This is a genomic window from Paenibacillus sp. MMS18-CY102 (genome assembly GCF_009789195.1).
GTDB lineage: Bacteria > Bacillota > Bacilli > Paenibacillales > Paenibacillaceae > Paenibacillus_T.
The window spans coordinates 1-25,057 of the sequence record NZ_WSTC01000014.1; the positions used below are offsets into that span (position 1 = coordinate 1).

The window sequence follows — 25,057 nt, forward strand, 5'->3', positions numbered from 1 at the left end:
AAGATCATCAAACTTTAGCACCAATTTATTGGAATGATAAGACGCATCAAACATTCTGGCAATTTGTTGACAAAAAGTATTTTTATGATAATTATGTGATTGGGGTTCCGAAGGGTTCGGTATCCACTCCAACTTATGGGTGGAATGGGTATACTGGAACTTATCGTTTTAATGGTACAGCGGCGTCAGGTAAAGGAGGCTGTGACTGTTTTACAGCAGGTACGAAGATTCAGACAGACGAAGGGGAGAAGAATATCGAAGACATTGAAGTCGGAGATAAGGTTCTCTCGAAGGATGAAGAGACTGGAGAAGTAGCGTATAAAGAGGTTACGGCTACGTTCAACCATGAAACGGATGAAATATATAGCATCCAAGTGGGCGGTCAGACAATAGAATCGACCTTTAACCATCCATTCTATGTAAAAGACAAAGGGTGGACATTCGTAAAAGACCTCAAGGTTGGCGACTTGCTTGTTCAGAGCGATGGGAATACACTCAAAATTGACAGCATCGAATTAGAACAAAAGCATGTCACGGTTTACAACATGACGGTTGATGAGTTCCATACGTATTTTGTTAGTGGTCTTGGGATTTGGGTTCATAACACAAGTTGTAGTGGGGGCATGAACAATGTTCGTGTTATGCAAAATACAAAAGTTAAGGGCTACACAATTAGTATGGATGTTGAAAAGGGTGGCTCTGGTCAAGTTAATATTCATGTAAAAGTAAATGATACGAAATATTTCTACAATTCGGAAAAAGGCGAATTCCTTGATGCTAATGGTAATAGATTACCTAATTCACTTAGAGGAAATGAACAAATCAATGCTGCTTTGAAAAAAGCGCAAAAATATGAACAGAATTGGAGTGGTAATTAAAAAATGGTTAAGAAGAAAACAAATACATCAAAACCTCAAGAGATAAAATGTATTAAGTACAATCAGGATGATATTTTAGAGATTTTAACCGAATTTTTAGCAAAAAAGATGGGGCTAGGAACATTTTATTCTAAAGCACTATTGTTAGGTACTCCCGGGAAGGATTTAAGATTACTCGCTGTACTTGGAGAACTTGACGATGATGAAAAAATTGAATCCGTTAATCTAGACGAACTAGATAAAAATATGGATTTCAACGGCACACATTAATAAACATGTAAGGTTCGAGCGGCTTATACTGGTACCCATACACTGGACACTTAAAAAAAAGTGTTTAGCGTGTGGGTACCTGTTTTTTGTATACTAGATTCAACAGTGGGGGCGAGAATATGAGCAAGAAGCTCTTTAATGAAAATGAACGTGTACTTTTGGCGAATAATCCAAATGTTTTGCGGGTCAGTGAGAAATCAATCACCTATGCAGATGAGTTCAAACGCCGATTCATCGATCAATATTTATTAGGAAGAACTCCTCGAGAGATTTTTGAAGCGAATGGCTTTGACATGGAGATGCTCGGGATCAAACGAGTCGAGCAAAGTGCGGACCGTTGGAAAAAAGCCTATGACAGAGACGGAATAATCGGACTGGCGGACTCACGCAAAGAAGCAGCCTTGCGCCCGTTGAAACAAACGTTATCACCCGATGAGATTATTGCCAAACAAGAAGCGAAGAACAGGCTGCTAGAAGCACAACTGGAATACGTAAAAAAGTTAGACAGGAGCGAAAGGAGGCTGTTAGCAAACGGAGAAAACCTAAATAAGAGCGAACGGTTCGAATTCATCCAAGGTGCGATTAATCAAGGTTTTGGACGCAAGACGGGCTATCTTTGCGAACTGCTTGACGTATCACGCTCAGGCTTTTACAACTATCTTTTATCTGCCCCTAAACGCGAAGAACGTGCGCGAAAAGACGAACAATCCGGCGCGCTTATTAAGAAAGCCTTTCATCGCAGAGGGTTCAAGAAAGGCTCGCGTTCCATTAAAATGATACTAAAACATGAATATGACACGGCTTACAACCTCAAGGGGTCTGAAGATACTACACTTAAGCCTATTCCAATTGATTAAGTAACATGATGCCATATGCGAGTGTAACAAACTTGCATGTGGCTTTTCTTTTGACTTAGCGTAGCGATTGAAACTGACTCTGAGATTAGAGGTAGCTCAGGGGCGCTGCTGAACAGATATTATTATGACATCTGGGGAAAAATCATCACCCAAACGGAACAGATGTCCAATCCATTCCAGTATACTGGGGAAATTATGATGACGAGTCTGGGCTTATTTATTTAAGAGCAAGGTATTATGACCCGAATGATAGGCGGTTTATTAGCGAGGATACGTATGAAGGTGATATAAATAACCCGCTGAGCTTAAATCAGTATACGTATGTGCATAGTAATCCGTTAGTTAACGTTGATCCTAGCGGTCACTTTTGTGTATCAAAGGACGGGAGAAATACTCATGCAGGCGAGTGCGCTCCCAACTCGGATGGATATTTTATAAGTGATTACCAATCTGATTCCATGCCTTATATAGTGAATGGTCAAATTAGAGGGAATTTTCAACATGGAAAAATATTATATTACGCTAAGAGAGATTGGAATTATCAAACGTTCTGGCAGATGGGGATTAGTGAGAAAGAATTTTATAATACTTATGTTCTGGCAACCCCAGGTGGGGGAATGCCCGCATTGTATAATTCAACATGGAATGGTAGTGGATATGTTGCTAGTATTGGTTACAAAGGTGGGGCGGTTGCGGGTAAACCTGCATCAGGACGGTCCGGCTGTGATTGTTTTACTGCGGGAACGAAGGTTCTCACAGACGAAGGGGAGAAACCTATCGAGGAAATTGAAGTAGGTGACAAAGTCCTAGCCAAAGATGATGAGACAGGCGAGATGGCTTACAAGGAAGTCGAGTGGCTCTTCCAACGTGATGTTGAGGAAACGTATAATATTACTGTTGGCGGCGAAATCATTACAACAACCGAAGAGCATCCGTTCTGGATTGTCAACAAAGGTTGGATCAAGTCCAAAGACCTTGTTGTAGGCTATGTTCTCACAACTTCTGATGGCAAGGAATTAGCCATTGAGAAGATTGAAGTTAAGAAGGAACATAAGACTGTCTATAACTTTATGGTTAATGATTTCCACACATATTTCGTTTCAAACCTTGGAATATGGACTCATAATGCATGTAAGCCAATCAATTTACCATCTTATAAGTCAATTAATATCGATATGGACCATATAACTTCGGGTCATACTGCTGGAGGTTCGCGCGCTAAACAGAGTGGAGGGAAAACTATCTTCCCATCTAATATGAGCGAGTCCCAAATTGAAAAGACTGTACGTGAAGCATATAAAAATGGAAGTAAAGTACAAACCCAAGGAGACCGTGTCTTAGTTAGAGGGGAAGCAAATGGTGTACAGGTTGAAATGTGGGTGAATACAAAAACAAATACTATAGAGACAGCATACCCAATCAATTAAGAAAGGGTGAGATATTTTGGTCAAGATCATTTTTAATGAAGATAAGATTGAAATAAGTAAGTATGGTGCGATAACAGGAGAACTTTATTTTCAAGTAAAGGACACTTTCTTTCCTGCTGTAAATTGGAGCGATTTTATCGTTGTTATTTTAACTTGGTGGAATAAATCCGCAGATTTACTTGCTACATCCTCTGTAGGGGCTACTGCTAATTTTAGTTTTATGGATGGACCTTTTAATATCCGGGGGACGAAGAGCGAAGACAGTGAGAAGGTAACATTGATGTTTGTAAAAAGAACTTCAAGTGGTGAAGAAGTTCTCAACACTATCGATGTTGATGGTAATGTTCTAAGACATACGATCCTTAACGTATCAAGACGCGTTCTCAAAGTTATTAAGAATAAAGATTTCCAAATAAACAACGATGATATTGTTGAACTAGAGAAAATAGTTTCTTCGTAATTTTGTTACGCGCCTAGCCTTGGAGTTGTGGACAATCTAAGGCTTTCTTATGCACTTCATTTTGAATTTGAGGAGGAACTGCAATGAATATTAGAGATTGAGTGAAGGGAAAAGAAATCATTCTGTTGCGCGGGTCAAAGGGGCATAGAATTTGCCGTGAGGGGATTAAACAGTACGACATGATTATTAATCAAAGACCCTAGGGAATTAATTCCTTAGGGTCTTTTCTTTTCCCCGACTAGCCAACTCATCCACCAACGCAACATTCCCTGGATCCTCATAAAATGCAATCTTCGCCGTAAGCAGCTCCGCATTCGCCTTCAACGCTTCAATCTCCTTCAGCACTTCCTCCCGATGCGAGGCAAGCAGCGCCTTGCGTTCCTCGATCGTCGAGCTGCCTAGCTTGCTCCAATCGCAGTATTGCTTAATTTCTTTGATGGGCATACCGGTATCCTTCAAGCAGCATATTAACTTAAGCCAATTCATATCGGCGTCGGAGAATACGCGGTTGCCGGATGCGTTGCGGGAGACGAAGGGCAGCAGCCCCTCTTTGTCATAAAAGCGTAAGGTGTGTGCAGTGAGACCGAATTGTTGGGCAGCTTCATTGATCGTATAGGCCATATAAAATAATCCCCATTTCGTGCTTGACTTAGAGTGAACTCGAAGTGATAACCTCGAATTAAGCCACCGACGAACATAATCAACCTCAGTGGTTAACCCATACATTAAAGGAGATCTTGCCATGAATACAAGCACAAAAATTGCATTAGTAACCGGAGGAAGCCGTGGACTAGGCCGGAATACGGCGCTGGCTTTAGCAAATAAAGGACTCGATGTCATCGTAACGTATCACAGCCAGAAGGACCAAGCGGATGCTGCCGTAAGCGAGATCACAGCGATGGGCAATCGCGCGGCAGCCTTGCAGCTCGATGCAGGCTTAGTATCCTCATTCGATGATTTTGCGGCGCGGCTTACCGAAGTGCTGCAAGCCAACTGGAATCGGACGAGCTTCGATTTTCTAATCAACAATGCGGGCTTCGGAATCAATACACCATTCGCCAGCACGACGGAGGAGCAGTTCGATAGCTTGATGAACGTGCATTTTAAGGGCGTTTATTTCTTAACGCAAAAGCTGCTTCCGCTGCTGGCCGATCAAGGCGGAATTGTGAACGTTTCGACGGGACTCGCACGATTCTCGCTTCCAGGCTATAGCGCGTATGCGGCGATGAAGGGTGCAATTGAAGTGCTGACTCGCTATTTAGCGAAGGAGCTTGGCCCTCACGGCATTCGCGTGAATGTAATCGCGCCTGGCGCAATCGCGACCGATTTTGGCGGCGGCTCCTTGAAAGCGAGCCAAGAGATGCGCGAGTATATCGGCTCGATCACAGCACTTGGCAGAGCAGGCGAAGCGGATGACATCGGCGGTGTCGTAGCATCGCTATGCTCGGATGAGATGGGCTGGGTGAACGCGCAGCGGATCGAAGCATCCGGCGGCATGTTTCTGTAAGCTTCACGTAACGGGGACGTTCCCACAACTCCCCCACACCGAACCGCTAGATGGCCACACGAAGCAAAAGTGGCTCTCCTGCGGTTTTTTTTGATTCTCGCTCGGCATCCTAGGAAATTCATTCGGAATTTGGGACACAATACGATCATTAACCAACTCTGGGAAGCAGGTGCCCTTACATGAAATTTACGAAAAGGTACATGGTGTTTGCTCTTCTTTTCGCATGCAGCGTTTCGTTGGATATTGCCTTAGACATCATTCAACAGCTTCCACCGTACCGAATCAAACGTAACTTACTGTTCCCTTATCTGATGCTGGACCCAATTGAGGCAGTTGTTTTGGCCATACTCATCATTATCTTGTTCCGGAAGCCATTGGCCGCGCTGGTCTCGGGCCTGCTGAAACGCATGCATCAATCATTAAGCGGGAGCGGAGGGACGCCGCCCTCGTCGAATCCATCCGATCAGCAATAGGAGCATCGGGATTCCGAATTGCAGCGGCAAATGGAGATAATAAGGTACAAGCTTAAGCCCCTCATTCAAGTGCTCGGTTAGGTTGCCGGCGATAGTGAGCGAGGTGAACAATACGATTAACCCGATGGGCGTAACTAACGTCTTGTAGTTATCCATTCGGAACAAATCGCGGGCTGCCAATATGGCAGCGAACATGAACGTGCCGATTTTGAAAAAACTCGTGATGACAAGCAAGAACAGAACAAGCGAATCCATCCGCTGAATGAATTCAGCAAGGCGCAGACGGCTCAAGGAAGTGAAGAGAGGGAATGTCGCCCTTGAGGCGATCTCAATGCCAAGGACCGATATATTCACGAAAGTTGCAAAGCACAATAAGATGGCGCTTAACGCCATTGCGCCGATCGCGACTGGAACGGCGATGTTCACTTTTTTGGTCAAGTAAGGCAAGAACATGGTCATTACGACCATTTCGCCAAAGGGAAATGTAAGATTCGTCGGAAATAATGCTTTCCAGACGGGCTTGAAGCCATTGCCCAAAATCGGAAGCATGCGATGGCGGTCCGATAAATCCGAGAATGCGACCAGTGAGACGATAAATAGAAACATCGCGCAACATAGCAGGAAGAAGACGAAAGCGGTTCGCCCGAATACTTCGATTCCGAGGCGGATCAAATAGCCGACGACGATGATAATGAAGACTGCTAGCGCAAACATTGGTGTGGAATCATAGGCGGCGGCAGCCAGCAAATCGATGAAATCGCGCGTGTTGCGTCCTGCAATATAGATGAAATAAAGGAGATAGGCAAAGCCAAGGATCCAACCGGGAACAGGACCGATGATCTTGCGCAAATACCCCGTCAATGGAAGGTCTGGATACATGTGATACAGTGTCCCATGTACGCATACGAAGAAGGTTATGCCAATAAGGCATCCGCACAAAATGACGATCCAGGCATCCTGCTTCGCTTCCATGCCGACCGGAATGACGACGGCTGATCCTAGCTCAAACAAAGTAACCCATGCGAACAGATGCAAGGGGCCAAAATACTCTAGTGGGCGTTTCATGCAAGCTTCCTCCTAGCTATTAGGATTTCTCTTTCTCTAACAACGATTTGCCCCTCATGCCTGCCCGTTGAATCTGTCCCTCGAAGGCAATGCTCACTTCTGCCTCTGCAAAAGTTTCGCCCCATGTCTCTTCGTACTGCTTCCACTGCTTGGGATGGGTACGCTGCAAAATAATGCCGAAGCCGAACACATCGGCTTGGAACGTTTGCGCTTGGCGGATCGCGGCCATCATATTCGCTTTCGTCTCTTCGCCCCATTCCTGCTCCAACTGGGTTAGCACACTCAGTTTTCCTAACGGAATCCCACATTTCACTTCGGCTACGTTACCTTCCGACATGACGTGTATTTTAACGTTAACTCGCCCATTTTTGATCGAGACATCCGTTTTCGTTTTGCTTTTGATCACCTCGAGCGCTACACCATCAGGCTTTCCTTCGCATGGCAAATTCAAGACTGTACTTTTCGTTCGATTCGCGACGAGCATGTATCCTCTTGCTTTTTCATTTTCCAGCCACCCTGCAAGCTTCCCCTCTCGAAACACTGCAACCCCGGATACTTCAAGATGATAGGGAGGGCGGGTCTGCTCTAAATTTTGTTTTTTGCCAACATGCTCGTCATCTCCCACGATTTTCACTCCGCTGATCGAGGGTTCCGCACCCGGATTAATGAGCTTGCGAATGGTGTCATCAATGCCGATGATGGGCGATTCGGACCAAATTCGCGAGGACACCTCGCTGGCGCCCAGAAGCGCTTCTGCTTCCAGCGGCGATAGCGGGACGATTGCGCTGATTAGTTTGCTGGGCGATGTTCCTTTGGCAACGAGCAGCATAGACGTTAACCGAACCTCATGTGAGCGTTCGAAAAAATCGAATATTTCTTTAATTCCTGATTTCGCGATCCGTTCGCCAAGAACGACGACTTGCACATGGGAGAAAAACAGTTGCCTAGGAACTTGTTTAGACGCTTTGCGAATGCCTTCAAACAACGTATTGGACCGTACGCTATAAATGGAAAATGGCGCATACCCATTGCCGCTTTTGCCTGAACTCGACAGCTCGCCGGGCATGACGACTTGAAAAGAAAGCTCGTATTCATCGGAGTGTTCCGCTTTGTCGATTGCCATGGCGGTTACGACTGCAAGTGAATTCAGTTCCCTGCTGTTCCAGCAGCCTGTCAAGAAGAAGGTGGAGGCGAGTACTAATGCTGCTAGAACAAGCTTTGCTAATCGTCTAACTCGCTTCATATGCCAGCGCCTCCTGTCTGATTCATGAGATTATTGTTGTGGCTGTTGTCCTGGCGGCATCCGAACGGTGTCTTCTGCGGTATCGTCTGGCCGGTCTCGAATGCTCCAGTGCGGGAGCCGTACGAAAATATCTTTCATCTGTTTGTATTTAAGCGGGACAAGCGGCGATAGGAACGATACGCCAATCGAGCGCAGCGCATTCATATGCCCAATCATCATGATCATGCCAAGCACGATGCCATAGAAGCCTAGAAACCCAGCCGCAAGCATGAACAGAAAACGGAGCAACCTTGCTGTGATGGCCATGTTGTAAGCCGGAATCGAGAAGTTCGCGATGGCGGTAATGGCAACAACGATGACCATAATCGGAGATACGATGCCTGCTTGGACTGCTGCCTCTCCCAGCACGAGAGCGCCGACGATGGATACCGTCTGTCCGACCGCCCGTGGCATTCGAACGCCTGCTTCCCGTAGGATTTCGAAGCTGATTTCCATAGAAAATGCTTCAATAATCGCAGGAAATGGCACGCCTTCTCTAGAACCTGACAGATTGATCAGAAGCGCCGTTGGCAGCATTTCCTGATGGAAAGTAGTCAAGGCAATGTAGAAAGCTGGTCCAAATAGGGAGATAACGAATGCTACGTAACGAAGCAAGCGGATAAAAGTTCCGATATCGTACCGTTGATAATAGTCTTCAGCAGCCGCGAAAAATTGCGCAAATATGGTAGGCACGACCAAGGCGAACGGCGTTCCATCGACCAAAATCGCAATACGCCCTTCTAGCAGGTTCGCGGCAATGACGTCGGGCCTTTCTGTATTGAATACAGTAGGAAAAGGCGAATTCCAATTGTCTTCGATAAATTCCTCGATATAACCTGACTCCAGGATCGCATCGGTATTGATTTTGCCAAGGCGTGTCCTGACCTCTTGTACGATCTCGTCCTTCGCTATCCCTTCGATGTACAGCATTGCGACGCTCGTCTGTGTGACTGCACCGATCTTGATCGTTTCGAACCCAAACTTGGGGCTCCGGATTCGGCGCCGCACAAGCGCAATGTTCGTCGCAATCGCTTCGGTAAAGCTGTCCTTTGGCCCGCGGATGACGACTTGAGTGCTTGCTTCGGTTACCGCCCTTGTTTCTCCCCCAATCGTATTGCCGCAGATGCATTGATCCCATCCGTTGACAAGCACAATCGTCTTGCCTGTCAATAGTTCAAGGAGCATGCTCGTCCAGTTGTCTATCACTTCGATTTGGCCGATTGCCAGCGCATTGTCGCAGATGTATTGAAAAGCAGCTTCTGGAGACCCATCGCCGTCAGGCATTTCCGGCAAAAAAGGGGACATTAGCGACTTCATGACGAACTCGTTGACTAGTTCTTTATTGATAATCGAATCCAGATAAATCGCCGCTACAGGAAGCTTTTGTCCGGTTTGTAAAGTGAATTTGCGCACGATTAAGTCAGGGCTTGATGCCAGATCGGAGCGAATTCGGCTAATGTTCGCTTCTAGATCCGTATCCAGTTGAACAGGTGGGGCGGCCCGGCTAGGAGATCCATTCTGGCTGCCGATGCTGTTAGCGCCGCCGCCGCTGGCACCGCCATTGCTGAACAAAGCTCTTCGTACCTTCCTCACATTCGCACCTCCTCAGACTGCATGTCACTATGCATGCCGTGTTTGGTTAGTATGTGTTACTTGTCCTTTTTTTACCTATGTAGATTGGTTTTCTTTATAAAATGTAAGGTGCAACGTCACAGCATTGTGGCAACTCAGCCGGTTTCAGCAGCGCAAAAGAAGCCGAGCGAAGCGGATTTGGCTTCTTTTTATCAGAAATGTGTTTATTAGTGGTATACTGGTTAGTACGGGTTCGGCAAATCGCAACGCATGGAACTAGCGATGAACGACGGAACGTTCTTTTAGATAAATGGGATAGGGAGTTGTCACGATGGCGAAAGAAGAAGTGATATTGACGCAAGAGGGCTATGACAAATTAATGGCGGAGCTCGAGGAGCTTAAGACGACCACGCGCAAGGAACTTGCGGAGCGCCTGAAAGTCGCGATCAGCTATGGCGATCTTAAGGAAAATAGCGAATACCATTCCGCGAAGAACGACCAATCGTTCGTTGAGACGAGAATTAAGACGCTGGAACAAATGTTTAAACACGCTCGGATCGTGAAAGCAGAGCAGCTTGAAGCAACCGAAGTGCAAGTAGGATTCACAGTTACACTTCATGATGTCGAGTTCGACGAAGAAGTCGTTTACACGATTGTCGGTCCTGCCGAAGCTGATATCGCGAACAATAAGTTGTCCTACGAGAGCCCGCTAGGCAAAGAGCTCATGGGCAAAAAGGTTGGCAGCGAGATCACAGTAACCGCGCCATCCGGTTTAATTAGCTACAAAGTATTGAATATTGCGATTTAATGTAAGGAAGGAGAGTGCAGGGGATTGGGCCTGCGCTCTTTTTTGTACAGTCCAGTGCCGGACGTGCCATTGCAAATCGTACAATGAAAAAGAAGTGTAAAATTGTCGGCCATCAGCGGATATGGTATGATGCTTATAATGATAATCATTATCAAATAGGGGCGATGACATGACGGTGAGCGCATACGATTTTTCATTGGTGAAAACTTATTTACATATTTCGCCTGAGGGCGTGGATCATTTATTGGATGAAATGGCTGGAACGGAATTTTTCAACTCCGCTCGGCTTGTGGAAATGATGGAGAAGACGGGCGAAGCTGTGCAGGCGAATGGCCGGAAGCTGCCGGGTTCGTTTTTCGGCACGTCCCTTAGCCATCTGTGCATTACGAAGCTGATTTTCCTTGCGATGTATGATAAGGTAATCGACCTGTCGCTGGACAATGTGATGCTGCAGATCGATTATGAGGAAGGGCATGGGCATCCTCATCTGGGCTATCGCATCAAAGAAGTGCGCGTGCAGGACATGCCTGCCGGCAATGGGGATGGGTTTGTTTTGGCCGATTGGCGCAAGTTTTTGTCCGCCAGCGTGACGCCAGCCGTAGAGGCGATTGCGGAGGCGGCGAACGCAAAGGCGGAGATGATCTGGCAGCAGTTCGGCGGGATTACCGGCATGGTGCGGGATTTTGTGCAAAATATGCAGCTGCCCCCGGAAGTTGCTGAGCGGTTTACGCATCATTTTAACCTGCTGTCTGAAGAGGTTGCGCCTGATGTATTCAACCGGAGGCGGAATCCGTTCAAGTGGGAGCTTCGTTATATCGATAACCCTTACGAGCCGGGTGAGCAATGGGTCATGCGTTCGGCCTGCTGTTACTACGATAGCCGGAAGGACGGCGAGAAATGCTTCGTCTGTCCGCGAATGACGCTTGCCGAACGGGCTGAGAAAGTGGCATGCATACAAGCAGGAGCAGATGCACAATCAGAAGCAACAAGCGCTTAAAGCCGATCGGCTTAAGCTTCCATATCTCGCTCCGCAAACCGCCACGCTAATATGGCGGTTTTTTTGCATGCTAAAACCTCGTTGTCACAAAAAAAGCCCCTTCCCCGTTCTATGTGCAAATGCGCAAAGAAGGAGTGGATACGAATGAAAGAACAAATTTGTGTCGTATGGGGCGGGGGCTATGCGGGCATACACGCGATCAAAGCGATAGAGCAATGGTACAAAAGCTCGGAGGGCAGCCAGCAATGGCGGCTTGTCCTCGTAGACAAAGCACAGCATCATGTGCGGAAGGTGTTGTTGTTCCGGCCGGCGGTAGACGAGGCAGGCATCGGCGTTCCTTGGCGGCAGATCCTGCCGGAGAGCGTTCAGTTCGTGCAAGGCGAAGTAACGAATGTCGATGGCACGAACAAAAGCTTGCACTATCTGGATCCCGATGGCAATGAGCAGCAGCTTGCTTATGATGTGCTCGTAATTGCGGCAGGGAGCAGCGCTCGCAAGCCGTTGCCAGAGCAGGGCGGGTTTGCATTAAGCGATGTAGGAGCGGCAGAACGCATTCGGGCGCAGTGGCAGGCCAATATGAAGCAAGCCACAGCTGAAGCATCCGTAGCGAAAAGGGACCAGTTGATGGCTGCCGCAGTCGTTGGTGCGGGAATTACGGGTATCGAGACAGCGGCTGAACTCGCCTATGCGATGAAAGCCGAAGCGGCGAGACTAGGGCTTGACCCGTCGCGTGTTCGCGTACATCTGTTGAATAAGCAGCCGCGGCTATTTATGGAGGGGGCGCCGAAGGCGAGCCGCAAGCTGGATCGGGAATTGGCTGCATGCGGAGTAGCTGTTCACCATTCATGCCAGGTTTTGCGCGAAGACGGAGGGCGGCTCTTCTTCGTTGAGGGTGCTCCGCTGCCTGTTGGGTTAACCGTCTGGACGCTCGGCCTCGTGCCGAATCCTGCTCTACGCAATATGCCACTGCCGCTCACGGAGGCTGGACAGATTATCGTGGATGAATGCTACCGGGTACAAGGATTAACGAATGTGTACAGCATCGGCGATTGTGCGCATATCGTAGACCCCGTGAGCGGGAAGGCGGATCAGATGACTTGCAAGGAAGCTGTCCCTCAGGCTCAGCGTTTAGGCAAAATCATCCGGGCAGACCAATCGGGACAACCGGCTCCTTCCCATAAAGCAGTGACGGATTTGTTCTGCATTGGTCTCGGCCCTGGCCGCGGGCTTCTATGGACGCATAAGTGGGGGCTTGATATGATCATTACAGGCAAGCTGGCATATCGAATCAAAAACTACGTATGGGATGCCGCCAGTATGCTGAAGGGATGAACAGGAAGGATCAGTTTGGTGCCAGTGATGATAGAGGGCGGTGCATGTAATGATCGAATTGTATGAACGGTATAAGAGCCTTCTTTTCCGGCTCGCCTATCAATTAACCGGATCCGTGTCGGATGCCGAAGATGCGGTGCAGGATGTGTTCGTGAAGCTGCAGAATGTGAACGTGCAGGTGAGCCAATTATCGGAACCGAAAGCGTATCTGTGCAAAATGGTAACGAACCGTTGCTTGGATCACCTCCGGTCAGCGAAGACACGCCGGGAGCAATACGTTGGGCCATGGCTGCCTGAGCCTTTTCTAACGCCTACGGAAGATGATGCGTTCGAAGCTGTCGTCCGTAATGACCTGCTCTCTTATGCGTTGTTGGCGTTATTGGAACGATTGACACCCTCCGAGCGGGCTGTCTTTGTCCTGAGGGAAGCGCTGGGCTTCGATTACCCCGCCATTGCAGGGCTAATCGATAAGAGTGAGGCGAACTGCCGTAAGCTGATGAGCCGGGCTCGAGGCAAGATGGGCGTGTCCGAAGAGGAGCTGGCCGGGGCAGGAACTGTGGGGGAAGAATGGATTCAACATTTTCTAGCGGCGCTCTCGCAAGGAAATGTGGAAACCGTGCTTGAGCTTCTTGCCGATGATTCTGTCGTTGTATCCGATGGCGGCGGCAAAGTGCTCGCTGCGATTCAACCGATCGTATCGAAAGAGCGTGTGGCACGATTCTTGCTTGGCATTATACGCAAAGGTCAGCAGGAGCTTGTAGTTGATCTAGCGATCGAACTGGTGCCAATAAATGGCCAAATCGCCGTTGTGATGCGAGAGGGCGGAAGCGTGACGAATGTCATTTTCCTGCAAGAAAAACAAGGGTTGATGCAAGAGATGTATATCGTTCGGAACCCGGATAAGCTGGCGCATCTCCAGTAGCCTCATAGAAGTATCGCAACATGACGCAAAAACCCACATCCCCCGATGTGGGTTTTTGATGTTTTTAAGGATCTAGGATTATCCCGTAAAGTTGCCTGCCCCAGCAATTCCGCTAAAGTTGCGAGCTTGGATATTGTTGAAAATATCGGTTGCGGCAGCGTTCGTGTAAATTTCTGCAGTGTATTGGATTTGGCCGGATTAGATGTCTGCTACCGGCGGCATATCGATCGCTGTAAAGCCGAACATTTCGTTTTCAGATTCGCGGCTGTATGAATGCCTGGCTAAGAGATTGTTTTTATTTGCATGGCAATTAGAACGTTATTGAAATCCGCCACGTAGCGCGAAGGGGAAAACTGTGTTTGAATATGCTGCTCACCTTGCCTGATGATGTCTGCCCGCATCGCCTTGTTTTCCATCAGTTCAATGGCATGGCAGACGGCATCGTGAACGGCGCCAGAGAAAAACTTGCCTGTGACGTTGTGAATAATGGCGCTGCGAATGCCATCGGAATCCGTTGACAGCACGGGGCAACGGCAGCTAAGCGCTTCGGATGCCGCGTAACCAAAACTTTCGTTGTCCGAGGTAGAGACGAGCATGCCGCCTGAGCTGCCGACCGTGGAGAGATAGAAGGGCATCGAGCTGTGCGGAATGTTGGAGTGGAAGGTAAGCCGATTGCCCAAGTTCAGCTTGTGAACCATGTTATGGAATTGCACCAACTCGTCAGCTTCATAGATCGAGGAGTCTCCGCACATCCACAAGCTAAGCCCAGGATAAAAACGCGCAAGCCCGGAGCCAACCTGCAAGAATAGCTTCCAATTCTTGTTGCGCTCAATTCGGCCAATCCAGGCGAGAATCGGCTGCCCTGTCGGATTCAAGGCGGGAATCGGCTGGTGGCGGAAAAGATTCGTATCGACGATATTTTGAATATAGAAGCGCGGAAAATCATGAAGGTACGCATTATAGAGCTCCATTAAGTGGGCGGTCTTGTTCGTAATGGCGCCATTGGCATACAGACGGATAAAATAAGCGGCGTTCGATAATGTAGAGAACGCTTGCTCCTTCGTTCCCAGGCCTTGCGCTTCATAGAGAAGCGGGCCCGTGTAGCCGAGCCCTCTCAGCCTTTGCAACATGATGTGATCGCAAGTCGAGACAATTGCAGCATATTGATGCGTTCGCAGCAAATTGGCAAGGTCCTCGTCACGATTCGTAATAAACAACGGGATATCGGTAATGTTTTGCCGGCCGGCACCATCCTGCAAATAGAGCAAATGGCCCTCAATTCCGATTTGCCTAAGCGCCTGGCATCGTAATCGGTTCATCGTCTCGACACCGCCGCTAGGGACGGAAAAGATAAATAGCATTTTCATCCGCTCAGCACGCCCTTGAAGTAGTAGTTGAACTTCTGCGCTCTATTCTATTCGGAATTCGTAACGCCCGATTGGATGATTGGCAAACGAAAAAAGAGATGGCGGCACGCCAACCCTCATATATATCGATAGGAGAGGGGGGATTGGACGATGTGGATGATTGTGCTCGGTTTCATCATCACAGGATGCTTATCCGGCTTTATTTTGTTCAGGAAGAACACCGTGCCCATCTTGCCAAATTCGGAGAGCGTGGCGCACACAGGCCTGTCTCCACGCAAGGTGTCTGTTATCATTCCGGCTCGCAATGAAGAGCAGAACTTGCCGGTCTTGCTCGAATCGCTTCAAGCGCAGAGTGCCCCTCCCTATGAAATTATTGTGGTGGATGATTTCTCAGAGGACCAAACGAGAGCAATCGCACAACAGTATGGCGTTCGAGTGATCGTGAATAGCGCATTGCCAGAGGGCTGGACCGGGAAGAGCTGGGCGGTGTGGAACGGTTATTTGCACGCGGCGGGCGATGTGCTCGTTTTTTTGGATGCGGACATTCGATTGCAGCCTCATGCCTTGGCATCATTGCTGCATGTAAGGGAGCGGTTCAAAGGGGTGATTTCCGTCGTACCCTATCACCATGCGGAGCGGATGTACGAGAAGCTTGCGTTAATCTTGAACATGCTGGGGATATTCGCTTTCACGTCGATGTTCGAACGGCATAACCCGAGAAAAGGGCTGTATGGATCTTGCATCATCGCATTGCGGGAAGATTACGAGCGGATTAACGGGCATGCCAGCGTAAAGTCCGAGGTGCTTGATGATCTGTTGATCGGGTCAAAATTTATGGCAGCGAGCATTCCCGTCACGAATTTTATCGGTCATGGGCTCGTTTCGTTCCGAATGTATCCAAGCGGCATTCGCAGCGAGATTGAAGGCTTTAGCAAGGGGGCAGTCCTAAGCACGGCAACGCTCAGGCCATGGACGACGATCCTGATCGCAATCTGGGTCATTGGCTTGTTGGCATCGAATGTTGGGATTCTAGTTACACACACATCATGGGCAGTCCCGATGCTAATCGGCTATGGCTTGTATATGGCACAGCTATTTTATTTTATGCGATATGTTGGCCGGTTCGGCATTGCCATCCCCGTGCTCCATGTCATCTCAACACTCTTCTTCATCGCCGTTATGTTGTACTCGCTATATCAAGTTGTGGTCGTTGGGCATGTCCGGTGGAAGGGCAGGCTGGTGCGGGTAGGAGGCAGAGGCGAATGATCGTCATCGGATGGACGGCTGTCCTGTTTCTAGCGGGGTCGCTTATGTTTTCTTACTGGTTAGGGCTTGTAAGCCGCAAAAATTTGAAAGCAGTAGGCGACGGCAATCCAGGTGCGTTAAATTTGTGGAAAGCTGCCGGGTATAAGCTAGGCATAGCAGGTGTATTGCTCGATTTTGCCAAAGGGTATGTACCCCTCCTATTCATTATTGGGATCGGGTTCGGTGATGGATATGAGCGCGTGCCGCTGGCGATTGCGCCGATTGCGGGCCATGCGTTCTCCCCTTTCCTGCGGGGCAAAGGCGGCAAAGCGATCGCGGTCACCTTCGGTGTATGGAGTGCGCTGACGGCATTCGAGGTTTCACTCGTATATGCGGTATTGCTGGCGATCCTGTCGGTGGCAAACCGCTGGCTTGGTTCTGGGAGGGGGACATCATCGCCAAGAGCAGATGCGCTGCAGGTCGTCGGTGGCATGCTGCTGCTTGGCGTATATTTAGCGGTGCGGCCGTTCGATTCCGCCACTCGGCTCATATGGCTTGGCAATTGGGCGATACTCGCCATTACCCACCGCGCGGAGTTGTTAGGCTGGCTGCGCAAACGAAGCGTAAACGATTAGCAGGGCGCAATGCGATTGATTTCGTTAATGGGACGAATTACAGGATTAGATCGGCGAATAACGAGGATGCAGAACAATTGTCTAAATTACGTTTGCAGATCGATGGCGAGACGGAATATTTAGATCGGGAACAAGGCGAAGCGTATATTGATCCATCGGGTTTTGAACAGATCATTGTTTCGGTTAGCATCCATCGCGTGGGCGGACTCGAATGGGATTGAAAAAGGCTCGGGTTTTCTTATTAAAAATTGAAAGAAGACAAGCCAATGCGATAACGTCTGGCTTGTCTTTGTTGTATCCTCTTATTCGGCTTCAATGCCGATATGCGAGTTGGCTGCGAAGTCGAATAGGCCCAAATCCGTCAGCTTAAGCTGCGGAATGACCGGAAGCGCGAGGAACGATAGCGTCAGGAACGGGTTAAAATGTTCGGGAGCCCCGATGGCGCGAAGTGCGTGATTTAGCTCTTTCATTTGCTTATACACATCATGGTAGCCAAGATTCGACATCAAGCCGCCGATCGGCAGCGACAGGGAAGCAAGCACTTCACCGTCTGCGACGACAGCCAAGCCGCCATTCGTAGCCGTCACATGCGCGATCGCGTCGATCATATCCGCGTCGGATACGCCAGCACAAATGATATTGTGCGAATCATGCGCAACGGTAGAGACGATTGCGCCTTTGGCGAATCCAAACCCCTGAACGATGCCAAGCCCGATATTGCCCGTGCCATGATGCCGCTCGACGACTGCAAGCTTCATGTAATCCTGATCTGCTGAGGCAACGAAACAGCTTGTTCCATCCAGCTTCACGGGAGCTTTAATATGGTTGGTTACGAGCGAATTCGGAATAATCCCGATAATGTTGCACATGCTGGACGTTGGCTTGATTTGAAGTTCTGCTGCTGTAAGCGGCTTTACGTTGTCATTGATCCGTGCGGATGTCGTGATGGTGTTATCGCGAGCCGTTTCCTCCCGGAATGTGCACTCCTGCAATTGGCCATCCGCATACGCACAACGGCCGTGCTTGAACACTTGGCGGATAGCCAGTTGATTCAGGTCATCCACGATCACGAAATCCGCGATATAGCCCGGTGCAATTGCGCCACGGTCGCGAAGGCCAAAGCATTCCGCTGCATTGATGGTCGCCATCTGAATGGCGGTGATGGGGTCAAGCCCGGACAGGATGGCAAGCCGAACGATGTGGTCGACGCTCCCTTCCTCGACTAAGTCATCAATCAATTTATCGTCGGTGACGAATAAGCAGCGGCGCGAATTGCGCGGCGTAATGGCGGGCAGGATTGCTTGCAAGTCTTTGGCGACGGTGCCTTCCCGAATCATGAGATACATGCCCAGATCGAGGCGATGCCTGGCTTCTTCGGCGTTGATGCTTTCATGGTCCGTACGGATGCCAGCCGCCATGTAGAGATTGAGCTGCTCACGTGGGATGCCAGCCGCATGCCCGTCGATATGTGCGTCTAACTCGATCGCGTCTGCGAGCTTATGCAGCAGTTCCGAATCGGCCGAAGCCAAGGCGGGGAAGTCCATCACCTCAGCAAGGCCAAGCACATTATCGTTAAAGTAGAATGGGCGCAAATCGTTCGCACCCAAACGCGCACCGCTCGTCTCGTAGGGGGTGCATGGCACGCAGGATGGGAGATTGGTAAAAATATCGATGGGTTGGTCGCGAGATTGCTCCAACATATATTGGATGCCATCGGTTCCCATGACGTTGCCGATTTCATGCGGGTCAGTAACGACAGTCGTTACGCCGTGCTGCACGGCAACACGGGCAAATTGCGGCGGTGTCAGCATCGAGCTTTCAATGTGAACATGCCCATCGATTAAGCCAGGAACGATCCATTGGCCAGCCGCGTCTACGGTCTGTTTGCCATCCTCATAAGCGCCAATGCCGGCAATCATGCCGTCGATGACTGCTATATTTCCTTTCATCAGTTCTCCAGTAAACACGTTAACGATTGTTCCATTCTTAATGACTAGATCGGCGGGTGCTTTCTTGCCAGCGACTTGAATCCGTTTGAATAGCTGCTCTACTCTGCTCATATGCCAATTGTTCCCTTTCTTTATGCAAATTAAAAAATCCCGATTACCGGCATGCGCAATAAGCATGCAGTAATCGGGATTTTACGGTTCCCGGTAGAGACCTTCGGCCCTTATCGCCAAAGTTATACGCCATTCATACAAGTGTAAGGGAGGCGGCATCCCTGCGCAAGAAGGGGGAGAATGGAAAAGGCATTGCGCAGGCGCTTTAGGAAAACCGAACTTTAATTAATTAATTTATATAAACATGGAAATTAAGAAAATATTTAATAAAATTTTAGTGAATTAAGATGTAAATTCATGTATGATTTTACAAGTGGATCTAGCAGTATTTCATTAATGGAGGCTTATGGATGAGGATTTTGTTTGTTGGGGCTGGCGTTATTAGTGCGATATACGGGTATGCGTTGAAACAGAAAGGGCATGATGTCGTCCATTATGTGCGGCCTTCCCGCATGGATAAGCTAAAGAATGGCATGAAGATTCACCTGCTGGATGGCCGGAACAAAAACAAAGTGACGAGCGGCCAGTACGCATTGGCCTGTGTAAGCGAGTTGCCGAATATGGACGAATTCGATTTGATTGTCGTTAGTGTACGGCATTATCAATTGGAAAGTGTGCTCTCTGAGCTTGCAGGCAAAACGGGAAAGGCTGACATTTTGTTTTTCAATCATATCTGGTCAGATTTCTCGTTGGTCACGCCGTATATTCCTTCGGATAAGTTTCTATGGGGATTTCCTTCAGGGGGCGGGGGCTTCAGGGATGCAGATGGCACGGAGCTAGACGGCGTGCTCATGAATCGCCTTCATATCGCGGAGATTAACGGGGAGGTTACACCCCGCCTCCTGAAGCTTGCAGAGCTGTTTAATGGCATTGGGCTTCAAACGATTCATCCTGGCAATGTGCTGCATTGGCAGTGGAAACATTTTTCCCTGAATGCCGGCATTAGCAACGGGATCTTGAAGGCTGGGGGAGATTCGAGATTTCTATCGAGCATTCCCCGCATTCGGCAAGGCATTTTCTTTATTCGGGAAGCGCTTGAGGTTACGAGGTCTAGAGGGGTAGATGTGCGATCGTTTTCGGATGCGAAAGCCTTCTATTTGCCTTCTTGGATTGCTGCGTTTGCGTTCTGGCTCGTAATGAAAATCAATAAGCCGCAAGCGACCATCTTTAAGCTGCATAAGGGCGCAGAAGAAAATAAAATGATTTATCAGGACTTGATGAAGATCGCTAAGCGCAATGGCGTTTCTACACCGCGGCTAAACGCGATGCAGAACATGCATAGCTGATTGCAAAAAGGGAGAGTGCAGCCGCGGCATGCGGAGGCGCTTTCCCTTTTCTTGGTTAGCGATCCCATGCGCATTGTGTGCGTCTTGGCAGAGGGGGGAGGGGCACTTTAAAGTGCCTTCTTACGCGATTCGCTAATTCCGTTTATTGTTAATGCAAGGCATTCAACAAGCGATGTTGAATCCACCCAATAACGATAATAAGGAGTTGTTGATTATGAAAACTTTCGAACTGCAGCAAGGCTTTGGGCTTCAATCGGTGATGCCCGCTGAACGGGAAATTCCTGTTCCTGGTCCGCATGAGGTGCTTATCAAAATAAAGGCGGCCTCGCTTAATTTCCGCGATCTGAGCGTCGTTAAAGGGTTTTACAATCCGAACCTGCAGCTGCCGCATATTCCAGCATCAGATGCGGTAGGCGAGGTTGTCGGGGCAGGAAACGGCGTCACGCAATTCAAGCTTGGCGATCGCGTGAGCCCTGTGTTCTACCCCGATTGGAAGGGCGGCATGCCGGAGCGCGTATCGCTGCTACGGACACCGGGCGGTTCAACAGATGGCTACCTGCGGGAATATGCAGTCGTCCATGAGGATGAGATTGTGCATGTGCCACAGCATTTGACTGACGAAGAGGCTGCAACGTTAGCTTGCGCGGGCGTCACGGCATGGCATGCGACCGTTGCAGAAGGCAAGGTGCAAGCTGGGGACACGGTAGTCGTGCAAGGGACGGGAAGCGTGTCACTCTTTGCTCTCCAGTTCGCTAAACTTCATGGTGCACGAGTCATTGTGACTTCAAGCAGCGATGATAAATTGGCAGAAGCAATTAAATTGGGCGCAGATATTGGCATTAACTATAAAACAACGCCGGATTGGGAAGCGGAAGTGCTTGCATTGACTGAGGGCCGAGGTGCCGATCATGTTATTGATGTTGGTGGCGCAGCAACATTGAATCGCTCTTTAGCTGCTATCCGCATAGGCGGAAGGGTTAGTGCTGTTGGCATTTTGACAGGCGTTATCGTAGAAGGGTTTAGCATTCTGGCGCTGATGCAGAAGAAGCCGACCATCCAAGGCATTACTACCGGCAGCAAAGCGATGTTCGAGGCGATGAATGCAGCCATTGCAGCACATGGGTTGCGTCCTGTGATTGATCGTGTATACCCGTTCGCGGAGGCGGTTTCGGCTCTGCAAGATTTGGATCAAGGCGCCGCTAACCGATTCGGCAAAATCGTCATTTCAATGCGCTAACCGATTAAGAAGCAGGAAATGCGTATGAAAATTGCGTAATATATCTCTCAATAAACGGTAGAACGCCTAATTGTGAATAGCCTCTTGCAAGAATACGATGAATATGAAAATATCATCCAATTATTCATGCTAATCCATTACGCAGGAGGTTATTCCATTGAAGCTTCGGCATGTGCCTATTTTACTCATTATCATTATTGTGCTTGGGACCGGGTTATTCTGGGTTTGGCCAAAGAGTGAAGAGGAGGGGCCTTCAGCACCTTCCGCGCCTCAAATCGCGATCAAACATACGAGCGAAGCAGCGAGGGCGATTCGTTATTTAACCCCGCAGTTTGAAGTGAACGTACACCGTGATATTGCATATGCCAATAAGGCAAATGAGACAGAAGCGTTAGAATCGTTGAAGCTGGACGTATATGAGCCGGCAAACGATGCGTTGAGGGAACGGCCAGTCTTCTTATTTATCCATGGTGGCGGCTATCGGGAAGGGAGCAAAGCGGATACAACAGAGTTCTCAACCGCTTTGGCGAAGCGGGGATATGTGGTCGTGTCGATGGATTATCGGCTGAAGAAAGACCCGGAAGCTAATTTTGCGCTTACGCTATTGGACGATTATGAGGATATCATTGATGCGGTTCAGTGGATCAAGGACAATGCAGCTGGCTATGGGATGGACCCGGCCCGAATCGCGATCGGCGGCGATTCGGCTGGCGGCCATCTCGCACTTAATTATGTGAATGGGTATTTGTTGCGTGACCCGGCACATACGTCTTCGATTTATGCGATTGTCGACATTTATGGCGGAGAGCTGGATAACAACAGCGTGGATCCAAACTTGCCGCCTGTACTAATTGTTCACGGCACGATTGATCAAATGATTCCCTACCAACAAAGCTTGAATTTGAAAGAGAGGCTGCAACAGTCTGGCATCTATCAGGACCTGTTCACGATGGAGGGAGTCGGCCATGACTACAAGAATGCCAAATATCTCGACGAGGTCATAGAGACAACCGCACATTTTCTTTGGAATGTAAGCCGACACCCTAAGCAGGAGTCACTGCCTGGAAAATCGGGAGTGGAGGCGGTGTCTGGCGATGCTTTTGCATTGAAGCTGCCTGAGACGTATCAGCAAGGGATGAATGATGGGAAGAAGCTTCAAGCTGAGTTGCCAGAGGGCTGGTCGGCAGAGTTTGCTAATGGCCAACCTTCAATCGTAAACATTCAGTTGCCGGCCGGCTTAGATCGCGGCAATCATACGCTGGCCTTTTCGCTCGATCAAGGGAAAGAGCAGGAGATGAGTTTCGTCGTTAATGTGAAAGCCGTCGATCCGATTGTATCGAGCTACGAGAGCTACTATGACCAGGCTGACAATAAGCTGAAGACGCGATTGGCTGTCACGAACCGATCGCGGAACCCTTTTAGCGGGGAAGCGCAGGTCGATTACAGCTCGGCAGATCACAAGGCTGGCACATTTAAAGGGGCTATTGAGCAGCTTGAGCCGGGGAAGGGCGTTACACTGCTATTGCCTGATGTAACGGACGATAAACGGACGCTACAGATTCACGATCAATCGGGGGAGCTGATTCAGAAAACAGAGGAAGTTTTCCATACGATACTCATGCACCAGCCTGTGCAGCCGATCCATGTGGATGGCAGCTTGGCGGAATGGGGCGATGAGGGCGAGCAAGGCAATCACGGGCGATTCGCTATTACTGATGTTAGGATGGCGGACTGGAAGGGCGAGTCGGATTTAAGCGCCATAGGCTACTCGTCGTGGGATAAGGATAATTTGTACCTAGCCATTCAAGTGACGGATGATAGCCATTCCCAGCCTGAATCAGGGTTTGGCATTTGGAGCGGGGATGGCGTTCAGCTTGCGATCGGCATTGCGAATGAGGATGGCAGCATCCCGGATTCGTACCATGAATTCGGCGTAGCGGTGAATGATCAAGGCGAATTGTCCAAGTGGCGATGGTTGGCACCGAGCGGCTTCAATGGTGAGGACCGGATGGAACTGCAGCAAGCGGCCGATAGGCAAGGGCAATCGACCACCTATGAACTTGCGATCCCATGGAAGGAACTGGTGACCGATGCCGAGCTGTTGAAGCCGGGCATGAAGCTTAAATTTTCTTTGCTAGTGAACGATAATGACGGCGGCGGACGGAGAGGCTGGCTGGAATACAATAGCGGAATCGGTACAGCCAAGGATATTAACGCCTTCGGTGATATGTTTTTGCAGTAATGAGGTAAGCGGTCACCCGGCTAACGGACTCCACGGCCGTTATTTCGTATAAAAACCCTGCATTTGGATTCTAACGGACCCAGGGGGCGTTATTGCAGCAGTTTGATGGCCAAAACACCGAAAACTGCGCCGATAACGACCGCTCAGTCCGTTAGAATCTCAAACGGCGCCATGTGAGCAAAATAACGGCCATATGGTCCGTTAGAGCGGAACGCTTATCTGGCTGTCATCTAGCGGAGCAACATTGAGCGGAGCAATGAGCAAAGGGAACTACGAGTGTGTTTTCCGCCTACGGCCTATCGTTTCTGCTCGATCACGCTACGCGTGGTCCGCGTTACCCAGTGCCTAGGCAGGAAGCGCGGCGCCTGCGTGAGCAGCCAGTTTTGAAGGCCGGGCACGAAGACAACTTTACGTTTGTTCAACGCTTTGACGCCCAGCTCAGCGACCTTGCGTGGGTCCATGAGCGCCTTGGCGTCTGCGACCTTTTGTCTATCCATTTTTGCGCTTCTGAAAAACTCCGTCCCTGTACCACCCGGGCAAAGGGCGGTTACGGTAACGCCTGTTCCCCGCAGTTCATTGGCAGCGGCTTCGGTCAAGTAGAGGACAAAAGCCTTGGACGCCGAGTAGTTAGCGCTTAAAGGGCAAGGGTAGAAGGATGTAGTGGAGCCGATGTTCAAAATTTGGCCGCTCTTTCGTCGCACCATGCCAGGGGTAAACAGCATCATAAGATGGGAGAGCGAATGGACATTAAGCTGCAGCATGGCGAGCTCCTCTGCAATTGGGCGTTCATGAAGGAAGCCGTACGTGCCGACCCCAGCATTGTTAATTAACACATCAATCGTTAGTCCCCGCCTATTGGCCTCATCGAACAACAGCTGTGGGCCATCAGCCCGCGACAGGTCTACAGGAATTACAAAAACCTTTGCTCCGTATCGCGCATGAAGCTGCGTTGCAAACGCCACAAGTTTATCCTCATTCCGAGATGCTAACACGACCGTGGCCTGCTGTTTTGCATAGATTTCCGCGAATTCCTTGCCAATCCCGCTAGAAGCACCTGTAATAAGAACGATTTTGCCCATAATGATCATCCTCCGGTTCACATGTATATTGGATTATCAACCAAATAACTAAATAA

23 protein-coding genes, 2 pseudogenes and 1 riboswitch are annotated in these 25,057 nt (G+C 49.2%); of the genes and pseudogenes, 18 read left to right on the plus strand and 7 right to left on the minus strand.

Features of this window, described 5'->3' with window-relative positions; genetic code table 11:
- The 6 genes and pseudogenes from GON22_RS26045 to GON22_RS11900 form a co-directional block, all read left to right on the plus strand.
- Positions 1-878 (plus strand): polymorphic toxin-type HINT domain-containing protein (locus tag GON22_RS26045; protein ID WP_237179127.1); only part of this gene is annotated, 878 nt, incomplete at its 5' end.
- 3 nt (positions 879-881) lie between these two features.
- Positions 882-1,148, plus strand: coding sequence for a hypothetical protein (locus GON22_RS11880; RefSeq protein WP_160396318.1), 267 nt, complete (start codon positions 882-884; stop codon positions 1,146-1,148).
- Positions 1,149-1,267: 119 nt separating this feature from the next.
- The gene (locus GON22_RS11885; protein WP_202113207.1) at positions 1,268-2,005 is read left to right on the plus strand and encodes an HTH domain-containing protein; all 738 of its coding nucleotides are present in this window, start codon (positions 1,268-1,270) and stop codon (positions 2,003-2,005) included.
- A gap of 215 nt (positions 2,006-2,220) precedes the next feature.
- A pseudogene (locus tag GON22_RS26755) lies at positions 2,221-2,310 on the plus strand (hypothetical protein); the annotation flags it as partial.
- Positions 2,311-2,475: 165 nt separating this feature from the next.
- Entirely contained in the window at positions 2,476-3,432 is a 957-nt protein-coding gene (locus GON22_RS26760; RefSeq protein WP_442954372.1) for a polymorphic toxin-type HINT domain-containing protein, read from the plus strand.
- A gap of 16 nt (positions 3,433-3,448) precedes the next feature.
- Positions 3,449-3,892, plus strand: a complete 444-nt coding sequence (locus tag GON22_RS11900; RefSeq protein WP_160396319.1) for a hypothetical protein — start codon at positions 3,449-3,451, stop codon at positions 3,890-3,892.
- A 207-nt stretch (positions 3,893-4,099) separates the two neighbouring features.
- Here the strand turns inward: GON22_RS11900 and GON22_RS11905 are convergent, their stop codons facing one another.
- Positions 4,100-4,513 carry a MerR family transcriptional regulator gene (locus GON22_RS11905; RefSeq protein WP_160396320.1) on the minus strand — a complete coding sequence of 138 codons (414 nt, stop codon included), beginning with the start codon at positions 4,511-4,513 and terminating at the stop codon, positions 4,100-4,102.
- Positions 4,514-4,634: 121 nt separating this feature from the next.
- On the opposite strand from GON22_RS11905, the gene GON22_RS11910 reads away from it, so the two are divergent.
- A complete protein-coding gene (locus GON22_RS11910; protein WP_160396321.1) occupies positions 4,635-5,399 on the plus strand; it encodes an SDR family NAD(P)-dependent oxidoreductase in 765 nt (254 codons plus the stop codon).
- Between the two features lie 179 nt (positions 5,400-5,578).
- Positions 5,579-5,872 (plus strand): hypothetical protein, encoded by a 294-nt coding sequence (locus tag GON22_RS11915; RefSeq protein WP_160396322.1) that lies wholly within the window; start codon positions 5,579-5,581, stop codon positions 5,870-5,872.
- Here the strand turns inward: GON22_RS11915 and GON22_RS11920 are convergent.
- From GON22_RS11920 to GON22_RS11930, 3 genes are read right to left on the minus strand one after another with little or no spacing between them, the layout of a single operon-like run.
- A complete protein-coding gene (locus GON22_RS11920) occupies positions 5,819-6,937 on the minus strand; it encodes a GerAB/ArcD/ProY family transporter (protein WP_160396323.1) in 1,119 nt (372 codons plus the stop codon). The genes GON22_RS11915 and GON22_RS11920 overlap by 54 nt on opposite strands.
- A gap of 19 nt (positions 6,938-6,956) precedes the next feature.
- Positions 6,957-8,180 (minus strand): Ger(x)C family spore germination protein, encoded by a 1,224-nt coding sequence (locus tag GON22_RS11925; protein WP_160396324.1) that lies wholly within the window; start codon positions 8,178-8,180, stop codon positions 6,957-6,959.
- A gap of 30 nt (positions 8,181-8,210) precedes the next feature.
- Positions 8,211-9,812, minus strand: a complete 1,602-nt coding sequence (locus GON22_RS11930; protein ID WP_160396325.1) for a spore germination protein — start codon at positions 9,810-9,812, stop codon at positions 8,211-8,213.
- A 310-nt stretch (positions 9,813-10,122) separates the two neighbouring features.
- Here GON22_RS11930 and greA point away from each other — a divergent pair, with 310 nt between their 5' ends.
- The 4 genes from greA (at position 10,123) to GON22_RS11950 (ending at position 13,850) form a co-directional block, all read left to right on the plus strand.
- Positions 10,123-10,599 (plus strand): transcription elongation factor GreA, encoded by a 477-nt coding sequence (gene greA, locus GON22_RS11935; RefSeq protein ID WP_160396326.1) that lies wholly within the window; start codon positions 10,123-10,125, stop codon positions 10,597-10,599.
- 169 nt (positions 10,600-10,768) lie between these two features.
- Complete coding sequence (locus GON22_RS11940; protein WP_160396327.1) at positions 10,769-11,596, plus strand: hypothetical protein; 828 nt, start codon at positions 10,769-10,771, stop codon at positions 11,594-11,596.
- A 144-nt stretch (positions 11,597-11,740) separates the two neighbouring features.
- Entirely contained in the window at positions 11,741-12,928 is a 1,188-nt protein-coding gene (locus tag GON22_RS11945) for an NAD(P)/FAD-dependent oxidoreductase (RefSeq protein WP_160396328.1), read from the plus strand.
- Positions 12,929-12,977: 49 nt separating this feature from the next.
- Positions 12,978-13,850, plus strand: coding sequence for an RNA polymerase sigma-70 factor (locus tag GON22_RS11950; protein WP_160396329.1), 873 nt, complete (start codon positions 12,978-12,980; stop codon positions 13,848-13,850).
- 281 nt (positions 13,851-14,131) lie between these two features.
- Here GON22_RS11950 and GON22_RS11955 read toward each other — a convergent pair whose 3' ends face one another.
- A complete protein-coding gene (locus GON22_RS11955) occupies positions 14,132-15,217 on the minus strand; it encodes a glycosyltransferase family 4 protein (RefSeq protein WP_160396330.1) in 1,086 nt (361 codons plus the stop codon).
- A 150-nt stretch (positions 15,218-15,367) separates the two neighbouring features.
- Here GON22_RS11955 and GON22_RS11960 point away from each other — a divergent pair, with 150 nt between their 5' ends.
- The 3 genes and pseudogenes from GON22_RS11960 to GON22_RS11970 all read left to right on the plus strand — a co-directional run.
- Positions 15,368-16,483 carry a glycosyltransferase family 2 protein gene (locus GON22_RS11960; RefSeq protein ID WP_160396331.1) on the plus strand — a complete coding sequence of 372 codons (1,116 nt, stop codon included), beginning with the start codon at positions 15,368-15,370 and terminating at the stop codon, positions 16,481-16,483.
- Complete coding sequence (locus tag GON22_RS11965) at positions 16,480-17,097, plus strand: glycerol-3-phosphate acyltransferase (protein WP_160396332.1); 618 nt, start codon at positions 16,480-16,482, stop codon at positions 17,095-17,097. Before GON22_RS11960 ends, GON22_RS11965 begins: the two co-directional genes overlap by 4 nt.
- Before the next feature lie 14 nt (positions 17,098-17,111).
- A pseudogene (locus tag GON22_RS11970) lies at positions 17,112-17,273 on the plus strand (GNAT family N-acetyltransferase); the annotation flags it as partial.
- A 126-nt stretch (positions 17,274-17,399) separates the two neighbouring features.
- Here GON22_RS11970 and ade read toward each other — a convergent pair.
- Positions 17,400-19,157 carry an adenine deaminase gene (ade, locus tag GON22_RS11975; protein ID WP_160396333.1) on the minus strand — a complete coding sequence of 586 codons (1,758 nt, stop codon included), beginning with the start codon at positions 19,155-19,157 and terminating at the stop codon, positions 17,400-17,402.
- A 50-nt stretch (positions 19,158-19,207) separates the two neighbouring features.
- Positions 19,208-19,307, minus strand: a riboswitch (purine riboswitch).
- A gap of 200 nt (positions 19,308-19,507) precedes the next feature.
- On the opposite strand from ade, the gene GON22_RS11980 reads away from it, so the two are divergent.
- The 3 genes from GON22_RS11980 to GON22_RS11990 all read left to right on the plus strand — a co-directional run bounded on the left by GON22_RS11980 (position 19,508) and on the right by GON22_RS11990 (position 23,922).
- The gene (locus GON22_RS11980) at positions 19,508-20,443 is read left to right on the plus strand and encodes a ketopantoate reductase family protein (RefSeq protein WP_160396334.1); all 936 of its coding nucleotides are present in this window, start codon (positions 19,508-19,510) and stop codon (positions 20,441-20,443) included.
- A gap of 214 nt (positions 20,444-20,657) precedes the next feature.
- Complete coding sequence (locus GON22_RS11985; protein ID WP_160396335.1) at positions 20,658-21,680, plus strand: zinc-dependent alcohol dehydrogenase family protein; 1,023 nt, start codon at positions 20,658-20,660, stop codon at positions 21,678-21,680.
- 157 nt (positions 21,681-21,837) lie between these two features.
- A complete protein-coding gene (locus GON22_RS11990) occupies positions 21,838-23,922 on the plus strand; it encodes an alpha/beta hydrolase fold domain-containing protein (protein WP_160396336.1) in 2,085 nt (694 codons plus the stop codon).
- Between the two features lie 296 nt (positions 23,923-24,218).
- Here the strand turns inward: GON22_RS11990 and GON22_RS11995 are convergent, their stop codons facing one another.
- Complete coding sequence (locus GON22_RS11995) at positions 24,219-25,001, minus strand: SDR family NAD(P)-dependent oxidoreductase (RefSeq protein ID WP_160396337.1); 783 nt, start codon at positions 24,999-25,001, stop codon at positions 24,219-24,221.
- Positions 25,002-25,057: the final 56 nt, after the last annotated feature.